General features: G+C 68.1%; 19 protein-coding genes. 7 read left to right on the forward strand and 12 right to left on the reverse strand.

Annotation, left to right across the window (positions count from 1 at the left end):
* Positions 1-32 precede the first annotated feature (32 nt).
* The 3 genes from ACQE3C_RS01770 to ACQE3C_RS01780 all read right to left on the reverse strand — a co-directional run bounded on the left by ACQE3C_RS01770 (position 33) and on the right by ACQE3C_RS01780 (position 4102).
* On the reverse strand, positions 33-2915 hold the full coding sequence (locus tag ACQE3C_RS01770) for a vitamin B12-dependent ribonucleotide reductase (protein WP_434537473.1): 2883 nt from the start codon (positions 2913-2915) through the stop codon (positions 33-35).
* Between the two features lie 86 nt (positions 2916-3001).
* Complete coding sequence (nrdR, locus tag ACQE3C_RS01775; protein ID WP_434537474.1) at positions 3002-3454, reverse strand: transcriptional regulator NrdR; 453 nt, start codon at positions 3452-3454, stop codon at positions 3002-3004.
* Between the two features lie 198 nt (positions 3455-3652).
* Positions 3653-4102, reverse strand: a complete 450-nt coding sequence (locus ACQE3C_RS01780; RefSeq protein WP_434537475.1) for a DUF2752 domain-containing protein — start codon at positions 4100-4102, stop codon at positions 3653-3655.
* Positions 4103-4261: 159 nt separating this feature from the next.
* On the opposite strand from ACQE3C_RS01780, the gene ACQE3C_RS01785 reads away from it, so the two are divergent.
* A complete protein-coding gene (locus ACQE3C_RS01785) occupies positions 4262-5140 on the forward strand; it encodes an RDD family protein (RefSeq protein WP_434537476.1) in 879 nt (292 codons plus the stop codon).
* Between the two features lie 115 nt (positions 5141-5255).
* Here ACQE3C_RS01785 and ACQE3C_RS01790 read toward each other — a convergent pair whose 3' ends face one another.
* Complete coding sequence (locus ACQE3C_RS01790) at positions 5256-5576, reverse strand: hypothetical protein (protein WP_434537477.1); 321 nt, start codon at positions 5574-5576, stop codon at positions 5256-5258.
* Positions 5577-5805: 229 nt separating this feature from the next.
* Here ACQE3C_RS01790 and lexA point away from each other — a divergent pair, with 229 nt between their 5' ends.
* Positions 5806-6642: a transcriptional repressor LexA gene (lexA, locus tag ACQE3C_RS01795; protein ID WP_434537478.1), complete on the forward strand. Its 837-nt coding sequence runs from the start codon at positions 5806-5808 to the stop codon at positions 6640-6642.
* Between the two features lie 28 nt (positions 6643-6670).
* On the opposite strand, the gene ACQE3C_RS01800 is transcribed toward lexA, so the two are convergent.
* The 4 genes from ACQE3C_RS01800 to miaA all read right to left on the reverse strand — a co-directional run bounded on the left by ACQE3C_RS01800 (position 6671) and on the right by miaA (position 12166).
* Entirely contained in the window at positions 6671-8620 is a 1950-nt protein-coding gene (locus tag ACQE3C_RS01800; protein ID WP_434537573.1) for an ATP-dependent DNA helicase, read from the reverse strand.
* A gap of 179 nt (positions 8621-8799) precedes the next feature.
* Positions 8800-10302 carry a GTPase HflX gene (hflX, locus tag ACQE3C_RS01805; protein WP_434537479.1) on the reverse strand — a complete coding sequence of 501 codons (1503 nt, stop codon included), beginning with the start codon at positions 10300-10302 and terminating at the stop codon, positions 8800-8802.
* 66 nt (positions 10303-10368) lie between these two features.
* Entirely contained in the window at positions 10369-11196 is an 828-nt protein-coding gene (gene dapF, locus ACQE3C_RS01810) for a diaminopimelate epimerase (protein ID WP_434537574.1), read from the reverse strand.
* Between the two features lie 43 nt (positions 11197-11239).
* On the reverse strand, positions 11240-12166 hold the full coding sequence (gene miaA / locus ACQE3C_RS01815; protein WP_434537480.1) for a tRNA (adenosine(37)-N6)-dimethylallyltransferase MiaA: 927 nt from the start codon (positions 12164-12166) through the stop codon (positions 11240-11242).
* A 106-nt stretch (positions 12167-12272) separates the two neighbouring features.
* Between miaA and ACQE3C_RS01820 the strand changes: the two genes are divergently transcribed.
* Positions 12273-12494, forward strand: coding sequence for an antitoxin (locus ACQE3C_RS01820; protein ID WP_434537481.1), 222 nt, complete (start codon positions 12273-12275; stop codon positions 12492-12494).
* A 60-nt stretch (positions 12495-12554) separates the two neighbouring features.
* On the opposite strand, the gene miaB is transcribed toward ACQE3C_RS01820, so the two are convergent.
* Entirely contained in the window at positions 12555-14036 is a 1482-nt protein-coding gene (gene miaB / locus ACQE3C_RS01825; RefSeq protein WP_434537482.1) for a tRNA (N6-isopentenyl adenosine(37)-C2)-methylthiotransferase MiaB, read from the reverse strand.
* A gap of 284 nt (positions 14037-14320) precedes the next feature.
* Between miaB and ACQE3C_RS01830 the strand changes: the two genes are divergently transcribed.
* The 4 genes from ACQE3C_RS01830 to ACQE3C_RS01845 all read left to right on the forward strand — a co-directional run bounded on the left by ACQE3C_RS01830 (position 14321) and on the right by ACQE3C_RS01845 (position 17644).
* Positions 14321-15046 carry an amino acid ABC transporter ATP-binding protein gene (locus ACQE3C_RS01830; RefSeq protein ID WP_434537575.1) on the forward strand — a complete coding sequence of 242 codons (726 nt, stop codon included), beginning with the start codon at positions 14321-14323 and terminating at the stop codon, positions 15044-15046.
* A gap of 107 nt (positions 15047-15153) precedes the next feature.
* Complete coding sequence (locus tag ACQE3C_RS01835) at positions 15154-15966, forward strand: glutamate ABC transporter substrate-binding protein (protein ID WP_434537483.1); 813 nt, start codon at positions 15154-15156, stop codon at positions 15964-15966.
* A 98-nt stretch (positions 15967-16064) separates the two neighbouring features.
* Complete coding sequence (locus tag ACQE3C_RS01840) at positions 16065-16757, forward strand: amino acid ABC transporter permease (RefSeq protein ID WP_434537484.1); 693 nt, start codon at positions 16065-16067, stop codon at positions 16755-16757.
* Positions 16754-17644, forward strand: coding sequence for an amino acid ABC transporter permease (locus ACQE3C_RS01845; RefSeq protein ID WP_434537485.1), 891 nt, complete (start codon positions 16754-16756; stop codon positions 17642-17644). Before ACQE3C_RS01840 ends, ACQE3C_RS01845 begins: the two co-directional genes overlap by 4 nt.
* Positions 17645-17665: 21 nt before the next feature.
* Here the strand turns inward: ACQE3C_RS01845 and rny are convergent, their stop codons facing one another.
* The 3 genes from rny to recA form a co-directional block, all read right to left on the reverse strand.
* The gene (gene rny, locus ACQE3C_RS01850) at positions 17666-19309 is read right to left on the reverse strand and encodes a ribonuclease Y (RefSeq protein ID WP_434537486.1); all 1644 of its coding nucleotides are present in this window, start codon (positions 19307-19309) and stop codon (positions 17666-17668) included.
* A gap of 106 nt (positions 19310-19415) precedes the next feature.
* Positions 19416-19901 (reverse strand): regulatory protein RecX, encoded by a 486-nt coding sequence (locus tag ACQE3C_RS01855; RefSeq protein ID WP_434537487.1) that lies wholly within the window; start codon positions 19899-19901, stop codon positions 19416-19418.
* Positions 19902-19957: 56 nt separating this feature from the next.
* Positions 19958-21010, reverse strand: coding sequence for a recombinase RecA (gene recA, locus ACQE3C_RS01860; RefSeq protein ID WP_434537488.1), 1053 nt, complete (start codon positions 21008-21010; stop codon positions 19958-19960).
* Positions 21011-21071: the final 61 nt, after the last annotated feature.

Consider the following 21071-nt stretch of genomic DNA (forward strand, 5'->3'; position numbering starts at 1 on the left):
TTCGGGTGGCGGGACCGTTGCATGTCAACCGGTCAGCTGCAGCCGCTGGTCGAGCCGCAACCCTCGCAGGCGTAGCACGAGCCGGACGGGCGCATCTTGGTGCCGCAGGTCATGCACAGCGGGGCATCCACCGACATGCCGGTGATGGCCTCCATCAGCTCGGCCGTGGTCTGCCCCGCGTTCACGGGGGCAGCCGTGACCGGGGCAGCCACCGGGATGGCCTCGACCAGGGCGGGCTGGTTGGCACCCGGCTGGTCGAAGCGTCGGTTGTCGACCTCGGTGTTCTGCAAGGCCTGCGCCTCGGGGATCTGGGCCTGCTCCTCCTCCGACGGGTAGCGCCCGGTCTCCACGTAGTGGGCCCGCTCGGCGGCGGTGTAGATGCCCAACTCGGAACGCTCGTCGAAGCTCAGGTAGTCCAACGCCAGGCGGCGGAAGACGTAGTCAATCAGCGACTGGGCGATGCGGATGTCGGCGTCGTCGGTCATCCCGGCGGGCTCGAACTTCATGTTGGTGAACTTCTGCACGTAGGTCTCCAGCGGGACCCCGTACTGCAGGGCCACCGAGATGGCCAGCGAGAAGGCGTCCATCACACCGGCCAGGGTCGAACCCTGCTTGCCGAGCTTGAGGAAGATCTCACCCAGACTGCCGTCCTCGTAGCGCGAGGAGGTCAGGTAACCCTCGGCGCCGCCCACCGAGAACGAGGTGGTGCGGGAGTCACGCGACTTGGGCAGCCGGCGACGACGCGGGCGGTACTCGATGCGCACCTCGGGAGCCGGGGCGGCAACCGCGACCGGCGCCTCCTTCTTGCTGGCGTCCGACAGCGGCTGGCCGACCTTGCAGTTGTCACGGTAGACCGCCAGCGCCTTCAGGCCGAGCTTCCAACCCTGCATGTAGACATCGGCGATGTCCTCCACCGTGGCCGACTCGGGCAGGTTCACAGTCTTGGAGATCGCGCCCGACAGGAACGGCTGAACTGCGGCCATCATGCGCACGTGACCCATCGGGGCGATGAAGCGCACACCCATGGCGGTGTCGAAGACCTCGTAGTGCTCGGGCTTCAGGCCGGGGGCATCAATCACGTTGCCGTGCTCGGCGATGTGGCTGACGATGGCCTCAGCGGTCTCGGAGGCGTAGCCCAGGTTCTTCAGGGCGCGCGGGACGGTCTGGTTGACGATCTGCATCGACCCACCGCCGACGAGCTTCTTGAACTTGACCAGCGAGAAGTCGGGCTCGATGCCGGTGGTGTCGCAGTCCATCATGAAGCCGATGGTGCCGGTGGGGGCCAACAGCGACGCCTGAGCGTTGCGGAACCCGTGCTCCGCGCCCAGCTCGACGACCTGGTCCCACTGCTGCTTGGCGGCGCCCAGCACGGCACCGTCGACGGCGTTCAGGGTGATGACGTCGTGGTTGGCGTCACGGTGCTTGCGCATGACGCGCTGGTGGGCCTCGGCGTTGCGGGCGTACCCGGCGTAGGTGCCGACCACCCCGGCCAGTTCGGCCGAGCGGCGGTAGGCCGCACCGGTCATCAGCGAGGTGATCGCTGCGGCGAGCGAGCGGCCGCCCTCGGAGTCGTAGCCCTTGCCGAGCGCCATCAGCAGGGCGCCCAGGTTGGCGTAGCCGATGCCGAGCTGGCGGTAGTCGCGGGTGGTCTGGGTGATCGCCTCGGTCGGGAAGTCGGCGAAGCAGATCGAGATGTCCATCGCGGTGATGATCAGCTCGGTGGCCTTGACGAAGTTGTCGATGTCGAAGGTGTCGTCGTCCTTGAGGAACTTGAGCAGGTTGAGGCTGGCCAGGTTGCAGGAGGAGTTGTCGAGGCTCATGTACTCCGAGCACGGGTTGGATGCGGTGATCCGGCCGGTCTCGGGGTTGGTGTGCCAGTCGTTGATCACACCGTCGTACTGGATGCCGGGGTCGGCGCACTCCCAGGCGGCGGTGGCGATCTTGGTGAACAGTTCCTTGGCCTGGACCTCTTCGATGACCGAACCGTCAGCGCGCGAGGTCAGGCCGAAGGTGGTGTCGGCCTCGACGGCGCGCATGAACTCGTCGTTGACGCGCACCGAGTTGTTGGCGTTCTGGTACTGCACCGAGGTGATGTCCTTGCCACCCAGGTCCATGTCGAAACCGGCGTCGCGCAGGGCGCGGATCTTGTCCTCCTCGCGGGCCTTGGTCTCGACGAACTCGACGATGTCGGGGTGGTCGACGTCGAGCACGACCATCTTGGCCGCGCGACGGGTGGCGCCACCGGACTTGATGGTGCCGGCCGAGGCATCGGCGCCGCGCATGAACGAGACCGGGCCCGAGGCGGTGCCACCGGAGCTCAGCAGTTCCTTGGAGGAACGGATCCGCGACAGGTTCAGGCCGGCGCCCGAACCGCCCTTGAAGATGAAGCCCTCCTCCTTGTACCAGTTCAGGATGGAGTCCATGGAGTCGTCGACCGACAGGATGAAGCAGGCGCTGACCTGCTGCGGCGACTGGGTGCCCACGTTGAACCAGACCGGGGAGTTGAAGCTGAAGTACTGGCGGGCCAGCATCCAGGTCAGCTCGTGCTCGAAGATCTCGGCGTCCTCGTCGGTGGCGAAGTAGCCGTTGTCCACCCCGGCGCGAGTGTAGGTCTTCACGACACGGTCGATGAGGTCCTTGAGGCTGGTCTCGCGAGCCTCGGTGCCCAGCGCCCCACGGAAGTACTTGGTGGTGACGATGGTCGAGGCGTTGATGCTCCAGAAGTCAGGGAACTCGACCCCACGCTGCTCGAAGACGGTCTCGCCCGTCTTCCAGTTGGTCTGGACGATGTCGCGCTTCTCCCAGGTGATCTCGTCGTAGGGGTGCACACCCTCAGTGGTGAACACCCGCTCGATGGTCAGTCCGGCCCGCTTGCGGGTTGAGGTGCGGCGCGCCGTCCGCGTGGTCTCGGTCATGGGGGGGTCTCCTGTGTATCGGTGGGGGCAGTAACGATGGTGCAGGCAGGCACTGACAAAAGTGGGGCCGGCTGCGCGGTGTCTGGTCAGGTGGTGGCGGGTTCCTGCATGCGCGCGATCTCCTCCAGGAAGTCGTCGACGCACTGGTAGTGCTTGTACACCGAGGCGAAGCGCAGGTAGGCCACCGGGTCGAGCTCGCTCAGCGGGCCGAGGATGGCCACGCCGACCTCGTCGGTGGGCACCTCGGCCTGTCCGCTGGCCCGCAGCGCCTCTTCGACGCGCTGGCCGAGCTTGGCCAGGTCGGCCTCGGTGACCGGGCGGCCCTTGCAGGCCTTGCGGACACCGGAGATGACCTTGTCGCGGCTGAAGGGCTCAACGACGCCGCTCTTCTTGACGACCACCAGTTGCATTTGCTCGATGGTCGTGAAGCGGCGCTCGCACGCGGGGCACTGGCGGCGACGGCGAATGCTGGCGCCCTCGTCGGCCGAGCGTGAGTCCAGCACCCGGGAGTCGGTGTGACGGCAGTAGGGGCAGTGCACGGCGATCTCCCTTCCCTGTGGTGCAGGTGCTGGCTGTGGGCAACTTGTGGACGGCGTGTGTACGAACAACCACAAGCTGTGGATGAACCACATCGGTGTAACTACTAGATGTAGAGACTATAGACATGAGCGACCACCACATCAAGGGCGCGACACGCACACCTTCAGCAAACTCGTGGAGCCAGACCGGGCCAGGGTTCAGGGCAGGCCGATGGTCAGCGAACCGAACACGTTCCTGACCAGCATGAACACCGCCGCGGTCACACCGACGACCCAGTAGAGCCGCTTCTCGGTGATCCGGCCCCAACGGCGGGGCCACCTCAGTTTCGGCCCGCCGAACAGCTCGACCACCCAGGCCAGGCTGAGCAGGGCCAGCAGGATGCCGCCGACGAACAGCAGTGGGTTCCACGCGAAGGCGGCGCCCAGATCACCCCCGAGGGCGCTGGCGACCATCCGGCTGCCGCCGCACAGTGGGCAGTAGATGCCGAGCTTGACCAGGCCGCACTCGAACCCGACGCCGGTGACGGCGTACAGGCCACCGATGCCCAAGCCGACCGCGCCGAGCATGCCCACCCGGCGCAGGGCATGCGCCGGCGAGAAGGGGTGCGAGGGGTTCTCGAGCACCGGAAACACGGGAGTGGTTGCCACCCAGCCATCCTCCCACAGCACCTTTCACCTCACCGGGGGTTCTCAGGAAGACAGACTCGTTGAAGCCGCGACATTGAGACCCTCCCCCGCTAGATTTGGTCTCGTTCGCACGCACCACCTGGTCGAGCACTGCGAAAACACCGAACTTGGAGAACCCTCATGAGCAACAACTGGAACGAGCCGAATGCACCGCAGGGCGGTGACGGCGGGGCAGACCAGAACTGGAACCAGGCCGGCAGCGCCGACCAGCCCTGGACTGATCCCACCCAGGGCAGCCAGCCCAGCGCCGACCAGCCTTGGACTGATCCCACCCAGGGCAGCCAGCCCAGCGCCAACTCGTCGTGGGACCAGAGCCAGGCCTCGGCAAACCAGGGTTGGGATGCCAACGCTGGCCAGCAGGCCGGTGGCTGGGACCAGAGCCAGGCCTCGGCGAACCAGGGTTGGGACCAGAGCCAGCAGGCAGGCGGCTGGGACCCCAACGCGGGCCAGCAGGGCTACAACCCCGGCCCGGCCGGCGGTGCCGCCTACGGCGCCCCGGGCTACGGCGCCCCGCCCGCGGCCCCCGGTGCCAACATCGGCCCGCTCGGCATGCCGCTGGCCAGCTTCGGCAAGCGCGCCTACGGTTGGCTGTTCGACTTCCTGCTGCCCGGCTTCGTGATCAGCTTCATCGTAAGCCTGATCTTCCGCCCCGAGGTCACCTCGACCAGCGGTGGCGTCACCGTCACCCAGACCAACAACATCCCCAGCATCATCGGCAGCCTGCTGCTGTACCTCGCGCTGTCCTACGTCAGCGCCAAGACCGGTCAGACCTGGGGCCGCAAGATCGCCAAGACCCAGCTGGTCGGTGAGGACGGCCAGCCCATCGGTCTGGGCAAGAGCTTCATCCGCTACATCGCCCACTACGTCGACTCGATCATCTGCATGATCGGTTGGCTCTTCCCGATCTGGGACAGCAAGCGCCAGACGCTCGCCGACAAGATCATGAAGACCTACGTCCTCGACGTGTCGCAGTCCGGGCCGATCAACGTCCAGCAGTGAACTGATCCGACTGCGGAACACTCCGCGAACACCAGCGGCGGCCCCGCCCTTGAGGCTGGGGCGCCGCTGTTGTTGTTCGCCCCTTGTTGTGCGTCGGGTACTCAGCGGTGGCCGCTCAGGGCTGGCCCACCACCACGGGCTGTGCTGCCGGCGCCTCGGTCGGCTGGCTGACCGCCCAGAGGCCCTGCACGAGCACGACCAGGCCGAACAGGAAGACCAGCGCCACGGCCACCATGATCGCCAGCAGACTGGCATCGCTGGGGCCGCTCGCGGCGCGGGGCACAGAGCACGCCCGCACCGACGATGCGGTGGCCAGGCGGGCCGGACGCCGACGGGGTGACGCCTGGGTCGACGGCTGAGCCATGGGCTGGGTGAGTCGGACCCGGGCCGGGCGGACTGCGGCACCGGTCTCGCGGGTGAGGGTTGCTGCGCTCATGTGATCCTCCTGGGAAGGCCGCCCTGCACATCCTGCAACGCGGTTCGAACACCTGTTCGATCAGGACTCTACTGGCAACCAGCCCAGCAATCAAACATTTGTTCGACATCGGGTCGCTCGACCAGCAGCTGACCCCAGTCGACCAGGCCCCACTGACAAAACTTGCGACACACTCGATTGTGTCGAACAGGTGTTTGAATTGTGGGGCCGGGCAGGCTAGCGTAGGAGCATGGCTGATGATTCGACCCGCGACACCCCCCGACGTGCTGCGACTCCCCGTCGCGCCCAGAAGTCGACCCGGGGGCCGGGTCGTCCCAGCAACGCCGCCGTCGCCGCCGAACTCGGCACCGTGCACGCCCTGCCCGACGGCCCCGCCGACCAGGAGGGCCTGACTGCCCGCCAGCGGGTGATCCTCGAGGTCATCCGCGATGCCGTCGCCGCCCAGGGCTACCCGCCGAGCATCCGCGAGATGGGTGAGGCGGTCGGCCTGGCCAGCCCGAGCAGCGTCTCCCACCAGCTGAAGGCGTTGGAGGCCAAGGGCTTCCTGCGTCGGGACCCTCATCGTCCGCGCGCCCTCGAGGTGCACCTGCCGCCCTCGATGGCGACCCCGTCAGCGGCCCCCGAGCGCCTGCACCAGGTCACCGAGGACGAGGTCGACGACCCGACCGGGATCAACGATGCCCAGCCCACCGGGGTGGCGGTGCCGGTGGTCGGCCGTATCGCCGCCGGTGGTCCGATCCTGGCCGAGGAGCATGTCGAGGACGTGTTCGCCATGCCGCGCCAGCTCGTCGGCGAGGGAGTGCACTTCATGCTCGAGGTGAAGGGTGACTCGATGGTCGATGCGGCCATCTGTGACGGGGACTGGGTTGTGGTGCGCAAGCAGGACACCGCGGTCAACGGCGACATCGTGGCTGCGTTGCTCGACGACGAAGCCACCGTCAAGACTTTCAAGCGCAAGGACGGCAAGGTGTGGCTGATGCCGCACAACCCGGACTACAGCCCGATCGACGGCACCTACGCCTCCGTGATGGGCAAGGTGGTGGCGGTCATCCGCAAGGTGGGCTGAGCCCCACCCCTCAGCCGCGCGACTCCCGTCAGTCGCGTGCTTCCTGCAACCTGCGCAGCGCCTGGACCGCGACCTCACGGTCGGTGGTCATCCAGTAGTTGGGCATGGACGAGCGCAGGTAGGACCCGTAGCGGGCGGTGACCAGCCGCGGGTCCAGCACCGCGATCACACCCCGGTCGGTGGCCCGCCGGATCAGCCGCCCACTCCCCTGCGCCAGCAACAGGCCGGCGTGGGCTGCGGCCACCGACATGAACCCGTTCCCACCGGCCTGCGCCACCGCCTGCTGCCGGGCCTGCATCAGCGGGTCATCCGGGCGTGGGAAGGGGATCTTGTCCATGATCACCAGCTCGCAGGTGTCACCGGGCACATCGATGCCCTGCCACAAAGAAAGAGTCCCGAACAGGCTGGTCTGCGGGTCGGCCACGAACTGGCTGGTCAACTCCGACAACTGGGCATCGCCCTGGCACAGGATCTTCAACTGCGGCAGCTGCTCGCGCACGTGGTTGGCGGCCTCGACCGCATTGCGCTGGGAGGCGAACAGCCCCAGGGTACGCCCGCCCGCGGCCCACACGAGTTCGGCGATCTCGGCCAGTAGTTCGGCGGCCATGCCGTCGCGTTGCGGCTTGGGCAGGTCTGCCCCGACATAGAGGATGCCCTGCTTGGGGTAGTCGAACGGCGAGCCGACATCAAGCCCGGCCCATGCCCAGCGGCCCTCGTCCCCGTCGACGACCTGGGTGGCATCAGCCACCTGTTCCTTGCGGCTGAGCCCGACGCTGGCGGCGATGTTCTCGAAGTTCCCGCCGACGGTCATGGTGGCCGAGGTGAGTACGGTCGGACGTTCCCCGAAGACCTTCTCCCGCATGAGGCCGGCCACCGACAGCGGCGCGACATGTGCCCAGCGGCCGAACCGTTCCCGTTCGGAGACCCAGATGACGTCCTGGGTGTTCAGGGCGGCCATCCGCTCGGCGATGTCGAAGACCTCCTTGACTGCGGCCGCGGACTGCGACTTCTCGGCGTCGTCACCGCGCACCGTGGCCCCGTCGGCGGCTCCCTTGCCGGTCAGCTCGCTGACAGCCTTGCGGGCGGCGTCGCGGACGCTGCGGAAGGCGTCGACCACCGGGCCGTCCTCGGTGATGCGGGCCAGTTCTGACTCCTCGAGGCCCCGGGCCAGGATGTCACCCGCCTCGAGCAGGTCGACCCCGGTGTCATCGGTGAGCCACGGCAGGGCGCGTCGACCCACCCGCTCGACCACCTGGGGGCTGAGTTCGGCGCTGGCGGCGCCGGTCACCCGGGAGACCAGGTCGTGGGCCTCGTCGACGATGATGGCGTCATGTTCGGGCAGGACGGTGCCGCCGTGCATCGCGTTGATCGCCAGCAGAGCGTGGTTCGTGACGAGCAGGTCGGCGGCCCGGGCCCGTTCCCGTGAGGCCTCGACCAGGCATTCGGTGCCGTAGGGGCAGCGCTGGGTCCCCAGGCATTCCCGCACGGGGATGGAGACCTGCTGCCAGGCCGCGGGCGTGTGGGCGGGGGCGTCGTCCCGGTCGCCCAGTTGCTTGTCGGCGACCTGTTCCTCGACCCATTCGCGCAGCATGACGACCTCGGCGCCCAGCGCTGAGGTGGGGTCGGCGCGGCGGGTGGCCGCAGCCAGATCAGCCCCGGCGAGCAGCGCCTGCTGGTCGTCGGTTGACCCGTCGCGCACCTTGTGCAGGCAGGCGTAATTGGTGCGTCCCTTGAGGATGGCTGCCACCGGGCGGGTGCCGGTGACCGCCTCGACGGCGTCCAGTGCCGCGGGGATGTCCTTGGTGGCGAGCTGTGCCTGCAACGCCAGGGTCGCCGTGGCGACCACGATCCGATCACCGCCGTTGGCCAGGTGGGCCAGGGCCGGGGTCAGGTAGCCCAGCGACTTGCCGGTACCGGTGCCGGCCTGGATGAGACTGTGGGTACCCGACTCGATGGTGGCCGCCACGGCATCGGCCATCTGCTGCTGGCCGGCGCGCGGCTGGCCGTGCAGTTTCTCGACGGCAGCCGCGAGGACGGACTGGTGGGGTGTGGGCACCCAGCCACTGTAGTCGGGCCGCCGCGACGGGGCCGCCCGACTCCCGGCGGACAAGCAGATGATTGCCAGGCCCGCCACACGTGATGGTTCACCCCGAGGTACTAGATGACGTAGTCGGCGAACTCACTGGCGAGCTCGGGGTGGACATGGGCCACCACCACCGTGCCCTCCCCGGTGTGTTCGCTCGACTGCAGGGTGCCCAGCCGGTGCACCTTGTCGATGAGGTCGCCGCGGCTGTAGGGCACCAGCGCCCGCACCTCGACCTCGGGTCGGGGCAGTCGCTGCTCGGTGACCTCCCGCAGTTCCTTGATCCCTGCGCCGGTCCGGGCCGACACGAAGATCGCCTCGGGGTAGAGCGAGCGCAGCACGGTCAGCTGATCGGCATCGGCGGCGTCGATCTTGTTGATCACCAGCTGTTCGGGCCGGTCTGCAGCCCCGATGTCGCTGAGCACGGTGCGCACGGCGGCGATCTGGCCCACGGGGTCGGGGTCGGAGCCGTCGACCACGTGCAGCAGCAGGTCGGCCTCGGCCGATTCCTCCAGGGTCGAGGCGAAGGCTTCGACCAGGTCATGGGGCAGGTGCCGGATGAACCCGACGGTGTCGGTGAGGGTGAAGACCCGTCCGTCGCCGGTCTCGGTGCGCCGGGTGGTCGGGTCGAGGGTGGCGAACAGGGCGTCCTCGACCAGGACCCCGGCCCTGGTCAGGCGGTTGAGCAGGCTTGACTTGCCGGCATTGGTGTAGCCGACGATCGCCACCGACGGCACCCGGTTGCGGACCCGGTCGGCCCGCTTGGTGGCCCGGGTGGACTCCATCTCCTTGAGCCGGTTGCGCAGGATCGAGATGCGGCGCGAAATGCGGCGTCGGTCGGTTTCGATGCGGGTCTCACCGGGGCCGCGGCCACCGATGCCCACACCACCGCCGGCCTGGCCGCCGGCCTGGCGGCTCAGGTTGCCACCCCAGCCACGCAGTCGCTGCTTGAGGTAGTTCAGCTGGGCCAGTTCCACCTGGGTCTTGCCCTCGACGCTCTTGGCGTGCTGGGCGAAGATGTCGAGGATCAGCGCGGTGCGGTCGACAACCTTGACCTTGACCCGGTCCTCCAGGTTGCGCAGCTGGGCGGCCTCGAGTTCACCGTCACAGATCACGGTGTCGGCGCCGGTGGCCTGGACGACTTCGCGCAGTTCATCGACCTTGCCTCGGCCGATGAAGGTCGCCGGGTCGGGCTTCTGGCGGCGCTGGACGAGGCCGTCGAGCACCTGTGAGCCGGCGGTCTCGGCCAACAGTTTCAGTTCGGTCATGGCGTTGTCGACGTCGGCCTGGGTGCCGGAGGTCCACACGCTGACCAGCACGACCCGTTCCAGCTTGAGGTCGCGGTACTCGACCTCGGAGATGTCGTCGAGCTGGGTCGACATGCCGGCCACGCGCCGCAGCGAACGGCGGTCGGCCAGGTCGAGCTGCTCACCGTCCACGCTCTCCGGGTCGGGTTCCGCCCACGGGTCGGCGAAGTCGTCGTGGCCCTCGAAGTCGTCGGACTCGAACGCGTCGTCGTCCTCGAGCAGGTCGTCGGTCTCGAGTAGGGAGCGGTCGTGGGAGTGTGCAGCAGTCATCGTCTTCCACTGTGCCACCACGGCCGGGGTGACGGCCAGTGATTATCCCCTCGGCGTGACCCGGGTTCAGTCCGGCAGGCTGGCCTTGCCGTGGGCGACGATCTCCGCCGGGCCGCGAAGCACTGCCCGGTCCCCGGTCAGCACCACAGTGAGGACACCGCCGGGCACGTCGACCTGGTAGGTGCCATCCCCCAGTCCCGTGGCGGCCGCGTGGGTGGCCACGGTGGCCACCACACCGGTCCCGCACGACGGTGTCTCCCCCGCCCCGCGCTCGTGCACCCGCATGGCCAGGTGGTGGTCATCGATCCGGCGGACGAACTCCACGTTGGTGCCGTGCGGGTAGGCCTCGGCGGGGCTCCAGGTCGGTGCCACGGTGAGGTCCAGCTCGGCCAGGTCCTGCCCGTCATCGAGCAGCACCACGGCGTGGGGGTTGCCGACATCGACCCGGGTCCCGCTCCATTCAAGGCCGCCGAGTTGCACCCGGACGGGCTCGGGGTCGATCCCGACCACGCCCATGTCGGTCGCGACCGACCCGTCGGAGTGGAACGTCAATCGACGCACCCCGGCCCGGGTGGCGATGTCGACCTCCCGCCCCGAGATCAGGTCCTGGTCGGCGAGGTGGCGCCCGAAAACCCGGGTGCCGTTGCCGCACATCTCGGCGATGGACCCGTCGGCATTGCGGTAGTCCATGAACCACAGGTCGGGGTCGCCGTCCCATTCGGGGATGTGTTTTGCCTTGACCGCACGCAGGACGCCGTCACCGCCGACCCCGGCGCGACGGTCACACAGGTGTCTGACCTCTTCGTCACTCAACGGGAATGCGGCGTAGCGGTCGACGATGACCACGAAGTCGTTCAGGGTGCCGTGTCCCTTGACGTAGTTGACCCAGCGCATGGCATTCACGATGGCACTCCTGTGCTGCTCGGGCAAGGACTCTTCACGATTGGCGCAACCCCAGCACGTGCTCGGCGAGCTCAGCCGGTTCCACCGTCCCGGCCTGGCGCCAGTCGATCCGGTGGTCCCTGCGGTACCAGCCCAACTGCTTGCGGGCGAAGCGGCGGGTGGCCGCCGCCACCGCCGCCCGGGCCTCGTCCTCGTCGAACTCACCGGCCAGGTACTGCAGCACCTGGCGGTACCCGATCGCCCGCGAGGCGGTGCGGCCCCGGGCCAGGCCGACCTCCAGCAGGCCACGGACCTCCTCGACCAGGCCATCAGCCCACATCTGCTCGACCCGCTGGGTGATCCGCTCGTCCATCACCTGCCGGTCCAGAGCCAGCCCGATGGTGTGCACCCCCTCCAGCGCATAGGTCCAGGTCGGCAGGGTGGGTCGCAGGTCCTGGCCCAGGTCCAACAGTTCCAGCGCCCGCACGACCCGTCGTCCGTTGTCGGGCAGGATCTCGACGGCAGCCTCGGGGGCCCGGGCGGCCAACTCGGCGTGCAGCGCCCGGGCACCGCGCTCGGCCAGGGCCTGTTCCCAGCGGGCTCGGGTCTGCTCGTCGGTGCCGGGGAACTCGAAGACATCGGTGATGGCCCGGCTGTACAGCGCTGAACCGCCGACCAGGATCGGGACGGCGCCGCGCCCACGCACCTCGTCGAGCGCTGCGCGGGCCAGCGACTGGAACTGCGCCACCGAGGCGGTCTCGGTCACATCCATGATGTCGATGAGGTGGTGGGCGACGCCGCGCCGCTCGGCCGGGCTGGGTTTGGCTGTGCCGATGTCCATGCCGCGGTAGACCAGCATCGAGTCGGCATTGACCACCTCGGCGGGCTGCCCTCGCTCGGCCAGCGCCAGCGCCAAGTCGACGGCCAGGCCCGACTTGCCGCTGGCGGTCGGGCCCACCAGCTGGATGATCGGCAGGAGCACGCCCCCATTCTGCCCAGAGCCGATCGATTCAGCGGAATCGCTGACATCGACCGCGCGGGTGTGGACACTTGGACAGTCAAGGATTCCAACGAAAGGACTGACAACCATGGGTCTCATCGACTCGATCAAGAACGCCTTCGACGGCGACGACAGCAACGACTCGAGCCTGGTGAACAAGGCCAAGGACGTGGTCAACGCCCAGGAGGACAAGATTGACGCAGGCGTCGAGAAGGCCGGTGACTTCATCGATGAGAAGACCGGGGGCAAGTTCGAGGCCCAGGTCGACCAGGGCCAGAGCTTCATCCAGGACAAGACCGGCAACCTCTGATCCCGGTTTCGGCACCGCCCGGCCCCTGAGGGGTCGGGCGGTGTTTGCTGTCCGGGGCGCTCAGGCCTCGCTGCGGCGCAGGGTTGGCATGCCGAGGCTCACCCCGGCGCTCGCCGGCGGTGCCTCGTGGCGCAACTGCCAGGCGTCCCCACCGCGGGTGCGGCGCACCTGGGCCAGTCCCCCGTCGGCGATCAGGTGGTGGGGGGCGGCCCTGGTGATCTCGACCATGGCCATGTCGCCGGGGCGCGGCTGGTGTTCCCCGATGTTGACGTGCACCAACCGGTTGTCGGGGGCACGCCCCGACATGCGCTGGGTGGCGGCGTCCTTGCGGCCCTCACCGTCGGCGAACATCACCTCGACGGTGCGCCCCACCTGCGCCTGGTTCTCCTGGTAGGTGATGTCGTTGACCAGTTCGATGAGCCGGTCGTAGCGCCCGGTGACCAGGGCCTTGTCGACCTGGTCGGGCATGGTGGCTGCCGGGGTCCCCGGGCGGATCGAGTACTGGAAGGTGAACGCCGAGGCGAACCGCGCCTGCTCCACCACGCGCAGGGTGTCCTCGAAGTCCTGCTCGGTCTCGCCGGGGAAACCGACGATGATGTCGGTGCTGATCGCGGCGTGCGGGATCGCGGCCCGGACCCGGTCGAGGATGCCCAGGTACTTCTCGGAACGGTACGACCGGCGCATCGCCTTGAGGATCCGGTCGGAGCCGGACTGCAGCGGCATGTGCAACTGGGGCATGACGTTGTCGGTCTCGGCCATGGCCTCGATCACGTCGTCGGTGAAGGCTGCCGGGTGCGGTGAGGTGAAGCGGACCCGTTCCAGGCCGTCGATCCCACCGCAGGCACGCAGCAGCTTCGCGAAGGCACCACGGTCACCGAACTCGACGCCGTAGGAGTTCACGTTCTGCCCGAGCAGGGTGATCTCCTGGACGCCCCCACCCACCAGGGCCTCGATCTCACGCAGGATGTCGCCGGGGCGCCGGTCGGCCTCCTTGCCGCGCAGGGCGGGCACGATGCAGAAGGTGCAGGTGTTGTTGCAGCCCACGCTGATCGAGACCCACGCGGCGTAGGGCGACTCGCGGCGGGTGGGCAGGTTGCTGGGGAAGGTCTGCAGCGCCTCGACGATCTCGACCTGGGACTCCTGCTCGATGCGGGCCCGTTCGAGCAGCACCGGCAGGGAGCCGACGTTGTGGGTGCCGAACACGACGTCGACCCAAGGCGCCTTGGCGAGGATGGTGTCGCGGTCCTTCTGGGCCATGCAGCCGCCGACCGCCAGCTGCATGCCGGGTCGGGCCGACTTCGCTGCCGCCATGTGACCGAGGTTGCCGTAGAGCCGGTTGTCGGCATTCTCACGCACCGCACAGGTGTTGAACACGACCAGGTCGGCCTCGTCCGCGTCGCTGCGCACGTAGCCGGCTTCCTCCAGCAGCCCCGAGATCCGCTCGGAGTCGTGGACGTTCATCTGGCAGCCGTAGGTGACCACCCGGTAGCTGCGTTCGACGCCGGTGGCGGGTGTGGTGGGGCTGGTCAGCAGGTTGCTCATGATGCCCAGATTCTAGGTGTCGGGCGTCGCCGAACTCGAATTCTGCAGTGCTCGGGGGTTGTGCAGGGATGTCGGGCAGGCAACATTCCGGCAACAGTGAGCTGAACCTCGCGCCATCGGCCCCCTGATGGGCCTAGTGTGCACGCATGACCCAGAGCACCCCCGAGCCCGCCGAGCAGCCAGTCGATGATGCCCAGTCGCCGCAGCCCGACCTCTCGGACGACGCCGCGTCCCACACCATCCAGGTCCAGAAGAACGGGATGCCCGCCCCCTCCAACGAGGACCTGGTCGTGCTCACCGGGGTCAACAAGTACTTCGGTGAGAACCACGTGCTCAAGGAGATCAACCTTGGCGTGAAGCGCGGGGAGGTCGTGGTGGTGCTGGGCCCCTCCGGGTCGGGCAAGTCCACCCTGTGCCGCACCATCAACCGGCTGGAAACCATCGAGTCCGGGACGATCACGATCGACGGCGCCCGGCTGCCCGAGGAGGGCAAGCAGCTCGCCGCCCTGCGGGCGAAGGTGGGCATGGTCTTCCAGTCGTTCAACCTGTTCGCCCACAAGACCATCCTGGAGAACGTCACGCTCGGCCCGATCAAGGTCCGCAAGCTCAAGAGCAAGCAGGCCGACGAACTCGGGATGAAGCTGCTGACCCGGGTGGGCGTCGACAACCAGGCCCACAAGTACCCTGCGCAGCTCTCCGGCGGCCAGCAGCAGCGTGTGGCGATCGCGCGGGCGCTGGCGATGGACCCGAAGGTGATGTTGTTCGACGAACCCACCTCGGCGCTGGACCCGGAGATGGTCAACGAAGTCCTCGACGTCATGGTCGACCTGGCCCGCCAGGGCATGACCATGATCGTGGTGACCCACGAGATGGGGTTCGCCCGCAAGGCCGCCGACCGGGTGATCTTCATGGCGGACGGCGCCATCGTCGAGGAGGCGGACCCCGAGTCCTTCTTCACCAATCCACAAAGCCACCGAGCACAGGACTTTTTGTCCAAGATCCTCCACTGACGGCGCTGCTCCTTCCGGGGCAGCACCGCATTCGGGCCTCGGCCCGAAACCTCCACCGCCGGCCCGGGGCACCACCCCACCGGTACCAACGCCAGAGAGGCACTCACATGAAGTTCATCAAGAAGCTGGCCGCCGTGGCATCTGCTGCGGCGCTGGCGCTCAGCCTGGCCGCGTGTGGCGATGACGCTGGTAGCGCGGACGACAAGATCGTCATCGGCATCAAGTTCGACCAGCCCGGTCTCGGGCTGAAGGTCGGCGACGGCTATGAAGGATTCGACGTCGAGGTGGCCAAGTACGTGGCCAAGGAACTCGGCTACGAGGAGAACCAGATCGAGTTCATGGAAGCTCCCTCGCCGCAGCGCGAGAACCTGATCATGGGTGGCCAGGTCAAGCTGATCTTCGCCACCTACTCGATCACCGACGCCCGCAAGGAGAAGATCGACTTCGCCGGCCCCTACTTCATCGCCGGCCAGGACCTGCTGGTCTCGGTGGATTCCGACATCACCGGCACTGACAGCCTCGACGGCAAGAAGCTGTGCTCGGTGACCGGTTCGACCTCTGCAGTGAAGGTCAAGGAGCAGGTGCCCGGCGTCCAGCTGCAGGAGTTCGACACCTACTCCAAGTGCGTCGAGGCCCTGGCCAACGGTTCGATCGACGCGGTGACCACCGACGACGTCATCCTGGCCGGCTACGCCGCCCAGGAAGCCTACAAGGGCAAGCTGAAGGTCGTGGGAGCGCCCTTCTCCGAGGAGCGCTACGGCGTCGGCCTGAAGAAGGGCGACACCGAACTGTGCAACAACGTCAACGCGGCCATCCAGAAGATGTTCGACGACGGCTCGTGGGCGGCTGCCCTGGAGAAGACGGTGGGTGACTCGGGCTACGTCCTGCCCGAGAAGCCCGCGCTGGATTCCTGCGGCTGATCTGCCAGCACCGGCCGGGGCACGTGACCTGAGGGTCCGTGCCCCGGCACATCCCCCAGACCCACACCCCGGACGCGGGAGCCAGGAGCAGGTTGCACATGGACATCTTCACAACAGCAGGTGAGTTGATCAGGAACTTCGACGTCCTGCAAGCCTTCGGCTTCACCATCCTGCTCACCCTCTTCGGTGCGGTCGGCTCGTTCCTGATCGGCGTGGTCGTCGCCATCCTGCGGGTCAGCCCCGTACCGGCGCTGCGGTTCTTCGGCACTGCCTATGTCAACCTGATCCGCAACACCCCGCTGACCATCGTCATCTTCTTCTGCGTCTTCGGGTTGATGCTGTCGATGAACTGGTACCTGCTGCCCGCCGGCGTCGACCTGAAGTGGCAGAACTTCATGTGGGGTGGGATCGGCCTGTCGATCTACCACGCCACCTTCGTCGCCGAGGCGCTGCGCTCGGGCATCAACACCGTGCCGCTCGGGCAGGCTGAGGCCGCCCGGGCCATCGGGTTGTCGTTCCTCGGCACCGTGCGGGAAGTGGTGCTGCCCCAGGCGCTGCGCGGCGCGATCGCCCCGCTGGGCAACACGCTGATCGCGTTGACCAAGAACACCACCGTGGTCGCCACCATCGCCGCCATCGAGGCATCGGCCGCGATGAGGCAGATGATCGAGTTCCGCCCCGACGCCCTGTTCCTCAGCTTCTTCATCATCGCGGTCGGCTTCGTGATCCTCACCCTGCCGGTCGGCGTACTGTTCACCCGGCTGTCCAAGAAGCTGGCGGTGGCACGATGAGCGCCAGCAACGTCTCGGTCATCTTCGACGCCCCCGGCCCCAAGGGCCGGGTTGTCAGCCGCGTCATCGGCATCGGCGGCATCCTGCTGTGCATCCTGCTCGGCGCCCTGGCGCTGTACCTGCTGCGCAACCAGATCCTCAACTGGGACTACTGGGCGCGGTTCTTCGAACCCCGCTCCTGGACCCGGTTCATCCTGCCGGGGCTGTGGTCAACCCTCAAGGCTGCCGGTGTCGCGGTGGTGCTCTCGATCATCTTCGGCCTGGTCTTCGGTGTCCTGCGGCTGAGCCACCTGAAGGTGCTGTCCATCCCGGCCGGCATCGTGGTGGAGTTCTTCCGCGCCGTGCCCGTGCTGATGATGATGCTGCTGGGCTACTACTTCCTGCTGTACAACCCCGGCATCGTCGCCCCCAACCAGATGGCCTTCGTCGGCGTCGTGGTGGGCCTGACCTTCTACAACGGCTCGGTCATCGCCGAGCTGGTCCGCAGCGGCGTGCACAGCCTGCCCAAGGGCCAGCGGGAAGCTGGTGCCGCGATCGGCCTGACCCGCAACCAGACCCTGTTCAGCGTGCTGCTGCCGCAGGCCGTCACCGCGATGCTGCCGTCCCTGCTGAGCCAGCTCGTGGTGGTCCTGAAGGACACCGCGTTGGGCTACATCATCACCTACCCCGACCTGCTGCGCTCGGTGCAGAACCTGTTCCCCAGCGGCGGCGTGATGGTGGCCCTGCTGTTCGCCGCAGGCGTGTACATCATCCTGAACTACGGCCTGACCCTGTTCGCCTCCTGGGTCGAACGTCGACTGCGGGTGCGTCGCGCCGGCAAGTCGGTCGGGGTCGGTGCCGTCCCGGTGCGCGGTATCGCGAACACCAACATCCGCCCCGACGCCTGAGTCCGTGCGCGGCCTGGGCGGTCAGTGTGCGGTCTGGGTCGCCCGGGACTCGCGGACCACGGTGACGCGGATCTGGCCCGGGTAGGTCAGTTCCTCCTCGATGGTGCGGGCCACACCCTTGGCGATGGCCTGGGCACCCAGGTCGTCGACCTCTTCGGGCAGCACCATGATCCGCAGTTCCCGACCGGCCTGCATGGCATAGGCGCGGTCCACCCCGGGCTGCTCCATCGCGATGTCCTCCAGCCGCTCCATGCGTCGGACGTGGGCCTCCAACGACTCGCGGCGGGCCCCCGGGCGTGAGCCGGAGATGGCGTCGGCGGCCTGCACCAGCAGCGCCTCCACCGTGCGCGGTTCGACCTCGTTGTGGTGGGCGGCGATGGCGTGGACGACGTCATCGTGTTCACCGTGGCGGCGGCACAGGTCCGCCCCGATCTCGGCGTGCGGCCCCTCCACCTCATGGGTGAGGGCCTTGCCGATGTCGTGCAGGAAGGCCGCCCGCTTGGTGGTGGTCGGGTCGAGGCCCAGTTCGCTGGCCATCATCCCCGCCAGGTGGGCCGACTCGACCAGGTGGCCCAGCACGTTCTGCCCGTAGGAAGTGCGGTACTGCAGGCTGCCCAGCACGGGGACCAGGTCGGGTGACAGGTCGGTGATGCCCACTTCGGCCAGGGCATCCTCGGCGGCTCGGCGGCAGCGTTCGTTGACCTGCTCGAGGCTGCGGGCATGCATCTCTTCGATGCGGCCCGGCTGGATGCGACCATCGGCCACCAGCGCCTCGAGGGTGACCCGGGCGGCCTCCCGGCGCACCGGGTCGAAGCTGGACAGCAGGACGGTCTCGGGCGTGTCGTCGATCAGGACGTTGACCCCGGTCACCTGCTCGAAGGTACGAATGTTGCGGCCCTCACGCCCGATGATGCGACCCTTCATGTCCTCGGTGGGCAGGTGGACGGCGGTGATCACCGAGTCTGCTGTCTGGTCAGCGGCCAGCCGCTGGATCGCGGTCGTGATGATGCGTCGGGCAATGGTGTCGGCCTCGCGGGAGGTCTCCCGTTCGATGTCGCGCACCACCCGAACGCTCTCGAGCCGGGCATCGTGCTCGGCGCGCTGCAGGATCTCCTGACGGGCCTGCTCCGCGGTGAGCCCGGCGACCCGTTCCCGTTCCGCAGTCACCTGGGCGGTGAGGGCGTCGGTTTCCTCGAGTGCCCGGGCCACGGCCTGTTCCCGGTCGGCCAGCACGAGTTCCTGGTCGTTCAGTTGTGCCTCGGCCTGTTCGAGTCGTTGCTGGCGGCTGTTGATGGCCTCTTCCCGCCGCTGCACCTGTTCGTGCAGTTCCCGCAACGATGTCCGCTCACGGTGCAGGTCGGCCTCGATCCTTTCGCGGTCGGAGCGCAGTTGAGCCGAGGCCTCGTCCAGGTCCTGGTGGCGGGCATCAAGTTCGGAGCGGCGCGCTTCCAGGTCAGCGGTGCGTGCGTCCACCTCCCGCTGGCGCGCCGCCAGCGCCTGGGACCGCTCGTCGAGGCCGGCACCGGTTGAGGTGAGCGTGGCCGACAAGGACTCGCTGTGGGTCTCGGCCTTGTCCCGCGCGGCATTCGCCCTGCGCAGCAACAGGCCCAGGACGACCACCCCGGCGGTCAGCAGGGTGATGACCACCACCTCGACCACATCCATGGCGCACCTCACTGCCCTTGTCAGCGCCACGGTCCCTCATGGACGGGCAGCGCCGGATCACCCCGGCCTTCCCACCCTAGCCCTGAGTACCGCGCAACGGGCGCGGCTACTCGTAGTGGCCGTGGTCGGGCGCGTCGCCCTCGTCTTCCTGACCCCGGTCCGACAGCACATCATTGACCACCTGGAGGGCTACGTCGGTGCCGTAACCGCGTCGGGCCAGTGCGGCGGACAACCGCCGCCGCACCACCACCGGGTTACTGACCGAGGCCATCGACCGGAGCTTGCGCTGCGCCACGGCCGTAGCGGTCCGCACTTCGTCGTCGCGGTCGAGGGTGGACGTGGCTGCGGTGACGAGATCGGCGTCGATGCCCTTGCGGCGCAGTTCCTCGGCCAGGGCCCGACGCGACAACCCGCGCGAGCGGTGCCGGGACTCCACCCACTGCTCGGCGAACTCCTGGTCACCGACCAGGTCCAGTTCCTCGAACCGGTCCAACAGCTCCTGCTGCACCTCCGGGTCGATCCCCTTGGCGGTCAGGGCCCGTGCCAGTTCTGCACGACTGTGGGCGCGCAACGACAGCCGTCGCAGGATCACCTCCCGCGCCACCTCGAGCTGAGCGGCGCGGGTCGGCGTCCGGTCGTCGCCCTCGCTCAGAAGTCAACCTCCCCGGTGACCGGGTCCACCCCGGCGGGGACCTCTTCGGCGGCGGCACCACCCAGGCCCAGGGCGGCGCGGATGCGTCGCTCGATCTCGTCGGCCACCTCGGGGTTGGTCCGCAGGAAGTTGCGGGCATTCTCCTTGCCCTGGCCCAGCTGGTCGCCGTCGTAGGTGAACCACGCACCCGCCTTGCGGATGATGCCGGCGTCGACGCCCATGTCGATCAGCGAGCCTTCGCGGCTGATGCCCTGCCCGTAGATGATGTCGAACTCGGCCTGCTTGAAGGGCGGGGCGACCTTGTTCTTGACGATCTTGACCCGGGTGCGGTTGCCGACCGATTCGGTGCCGTCCTTCAGGGTTTCGATGCGGCGCACGTCAAGGCGCACCGAGGCGTAGAACTTCAGCGCCCGACCACCGGTGGTGGTCTCCGGCGAGCCGAACATGACCCCGATCTTCTCGCGCAGCTGGTTGATGAAGATGGCGGTGGTGCCGGCCTGGTTGAGCCCACCGGTCATCTTGCGCAGCGCCTGGCTCATCAACCGGGCATGCAGGCCGACATGGTTGTCACCCATCTCACCCTCGATCTCGGCGCGCGGGGTCAGGGCCGCCACGGAGTCGATGACGATCAGCGCCAGTGCACCGGAGCGCACCAGAGTGTCGGCGATCTCGAGGGCCTGCTCACCGGTGTCGGGCTGGCTGACCAGCAGCGAGTCGGTGTCGACACCGAGCTTCTTGGCGTAGTCGGGGTCCAGGGCGTGCTCGGCGTCGATGAAGGCGCAGATGCCGCCCTCGGCCTGGGCCTGGGCGATCGCATGCAGGGCGACGGTCGTCTTGCCGCTCGACTCGGGTCCGTAGATTTCCACGATGCGGCCCCGGGGAAGCCCACCGATGCCGAGGGCGACGTCGAGGGCGACCGAGCCGGTCGGGATGAAGGCGATCGGTTGGCGGGTTTCGTCGCCCAGGCGCATGACCGAGCCCTTGCCATGGGTCTTCTCGATCTGCGAGAGCGCGGCCTCGAGGGCCTTCTGGCGGTCTGCAACTGCCATGAGCAGTTCCTTTCAAGCGGCCGTCATGTGACGGGTTCGTGGTCCAGTGCTGACGACGATA

This window comes from Aestuariimicrobium sp. Y1814 (assembly GCF_050113895.1).
GTDB lineage: Bacteria > Actinomycetota > Actinomycetes > Propionibacteriales > Propionibacteriaceae > Aestuariimicrobium.

What these genes read in the sequence shown, in the direction of transcription:
- ACQE3C_RS01770 (WP_434537473.1), bottom strand. Translation starts at nt 2,915, where the DNA reads ATGACCGAGACCACGCGGACGGCGCGCCGCACCTCAACCCGCAAGCGG.
- ACQE3C_RS01785 (WP_434537476.1), top strand. Translation starts at nt 4,262, where the DNA reads ATGAGCAACAACTGGAACGAGCCGAATGCACCGCAGGGCGGTGACGGC.
- ACQE3C_RS01790 (WP_434537477.1), bottom strand. Translation starts at nt 5,576, where the DNA reads ATGAGCGCAGCAACCCTCACCCGCGAGACCGGTGCCGCAGTCCGCCCG.
- lexA (WP_434537478.1), top strand. Translation starts at nt 5,806, where the DNA reads ATGGCTGATGATTCGACCCGCGACACCCCCCGACGTGCTGCGACTCCC.
- ACQE3C_RS01800 (WP_434537573.1), bottom strand. Translation starts at nt 8,620, where the DNA reads ATGGCCGATGCCGTGGCGGCCACCATCGAGTCGGGTACCCACAGTCTC.
- hflX (WP_434537479.1), bottom strand. Translation starts at nt 10,302, where the DNA reads ATGACTGCTGCACACTCCCACGACCGCTCCCTACTCGAGACCGACGAC.
- dapF (WP_434537574.1), bottom strand. Translation starts at nt 11,196, where the DNA reads ATGCGCTGGGTCAACTACGTCAAGGGACACGGCACCCTGAACGACTTC.
- ACQE3C_RS01820 (WP_434537481.1), top strand. Translation starts at nt 12,273, where the DNA reads ATGGGTCTCATCGACTCGATCAAGAACGCCTTCGACGGCGACGACAGC.
- miaB (WP_434537482.1), bottom strand. Translation starts at nt 14,036, where the DNA reads ATGAGCAACCTGCTGACCAGCCCCACCACACCCGCCACCGGCGTCGAA.
- ACQE3C_RS01835 (WP_434537483.1), top strand. Translation starts at nt 15,154, where the DNA reads ATGAAGTTCATCAAGAAGCTGGCCGCCGTGGCATCTGCTGCGGCGCTG.
- ACQE3C_RS01840 (WP_434537484.1), top strand. Translation starts at nt 16,065, where the DNA reads ATGGACATCTTCACAACAGCAGGTGAGTTGATCAGGAACTTCGACGTC.
- ACQE3C_RS01845 (WP_434537485.1), top strand. Translation starts at nt 16,754, where the DNA reads ATGAGCGCCAGCAACGTCTCGGTCATCTTCGACGCCCCCGGCCCCAAG.
- rny (WP_434537486.1), bottom strand. Translation starts at nt 19,309, where the DNA reads ATGGATGTGGTCGAGGTGGTGGTCATCACCCTGCTGACCGCCGGGGTG.
- recA (WP_434537488.1), bottom strand. Translation starts at nt 21,010, where the DNA reads ATGGCAGTTGCAGACCGCCAGAAGGCCCTCGAGGCCGCGCTCTCGCAG.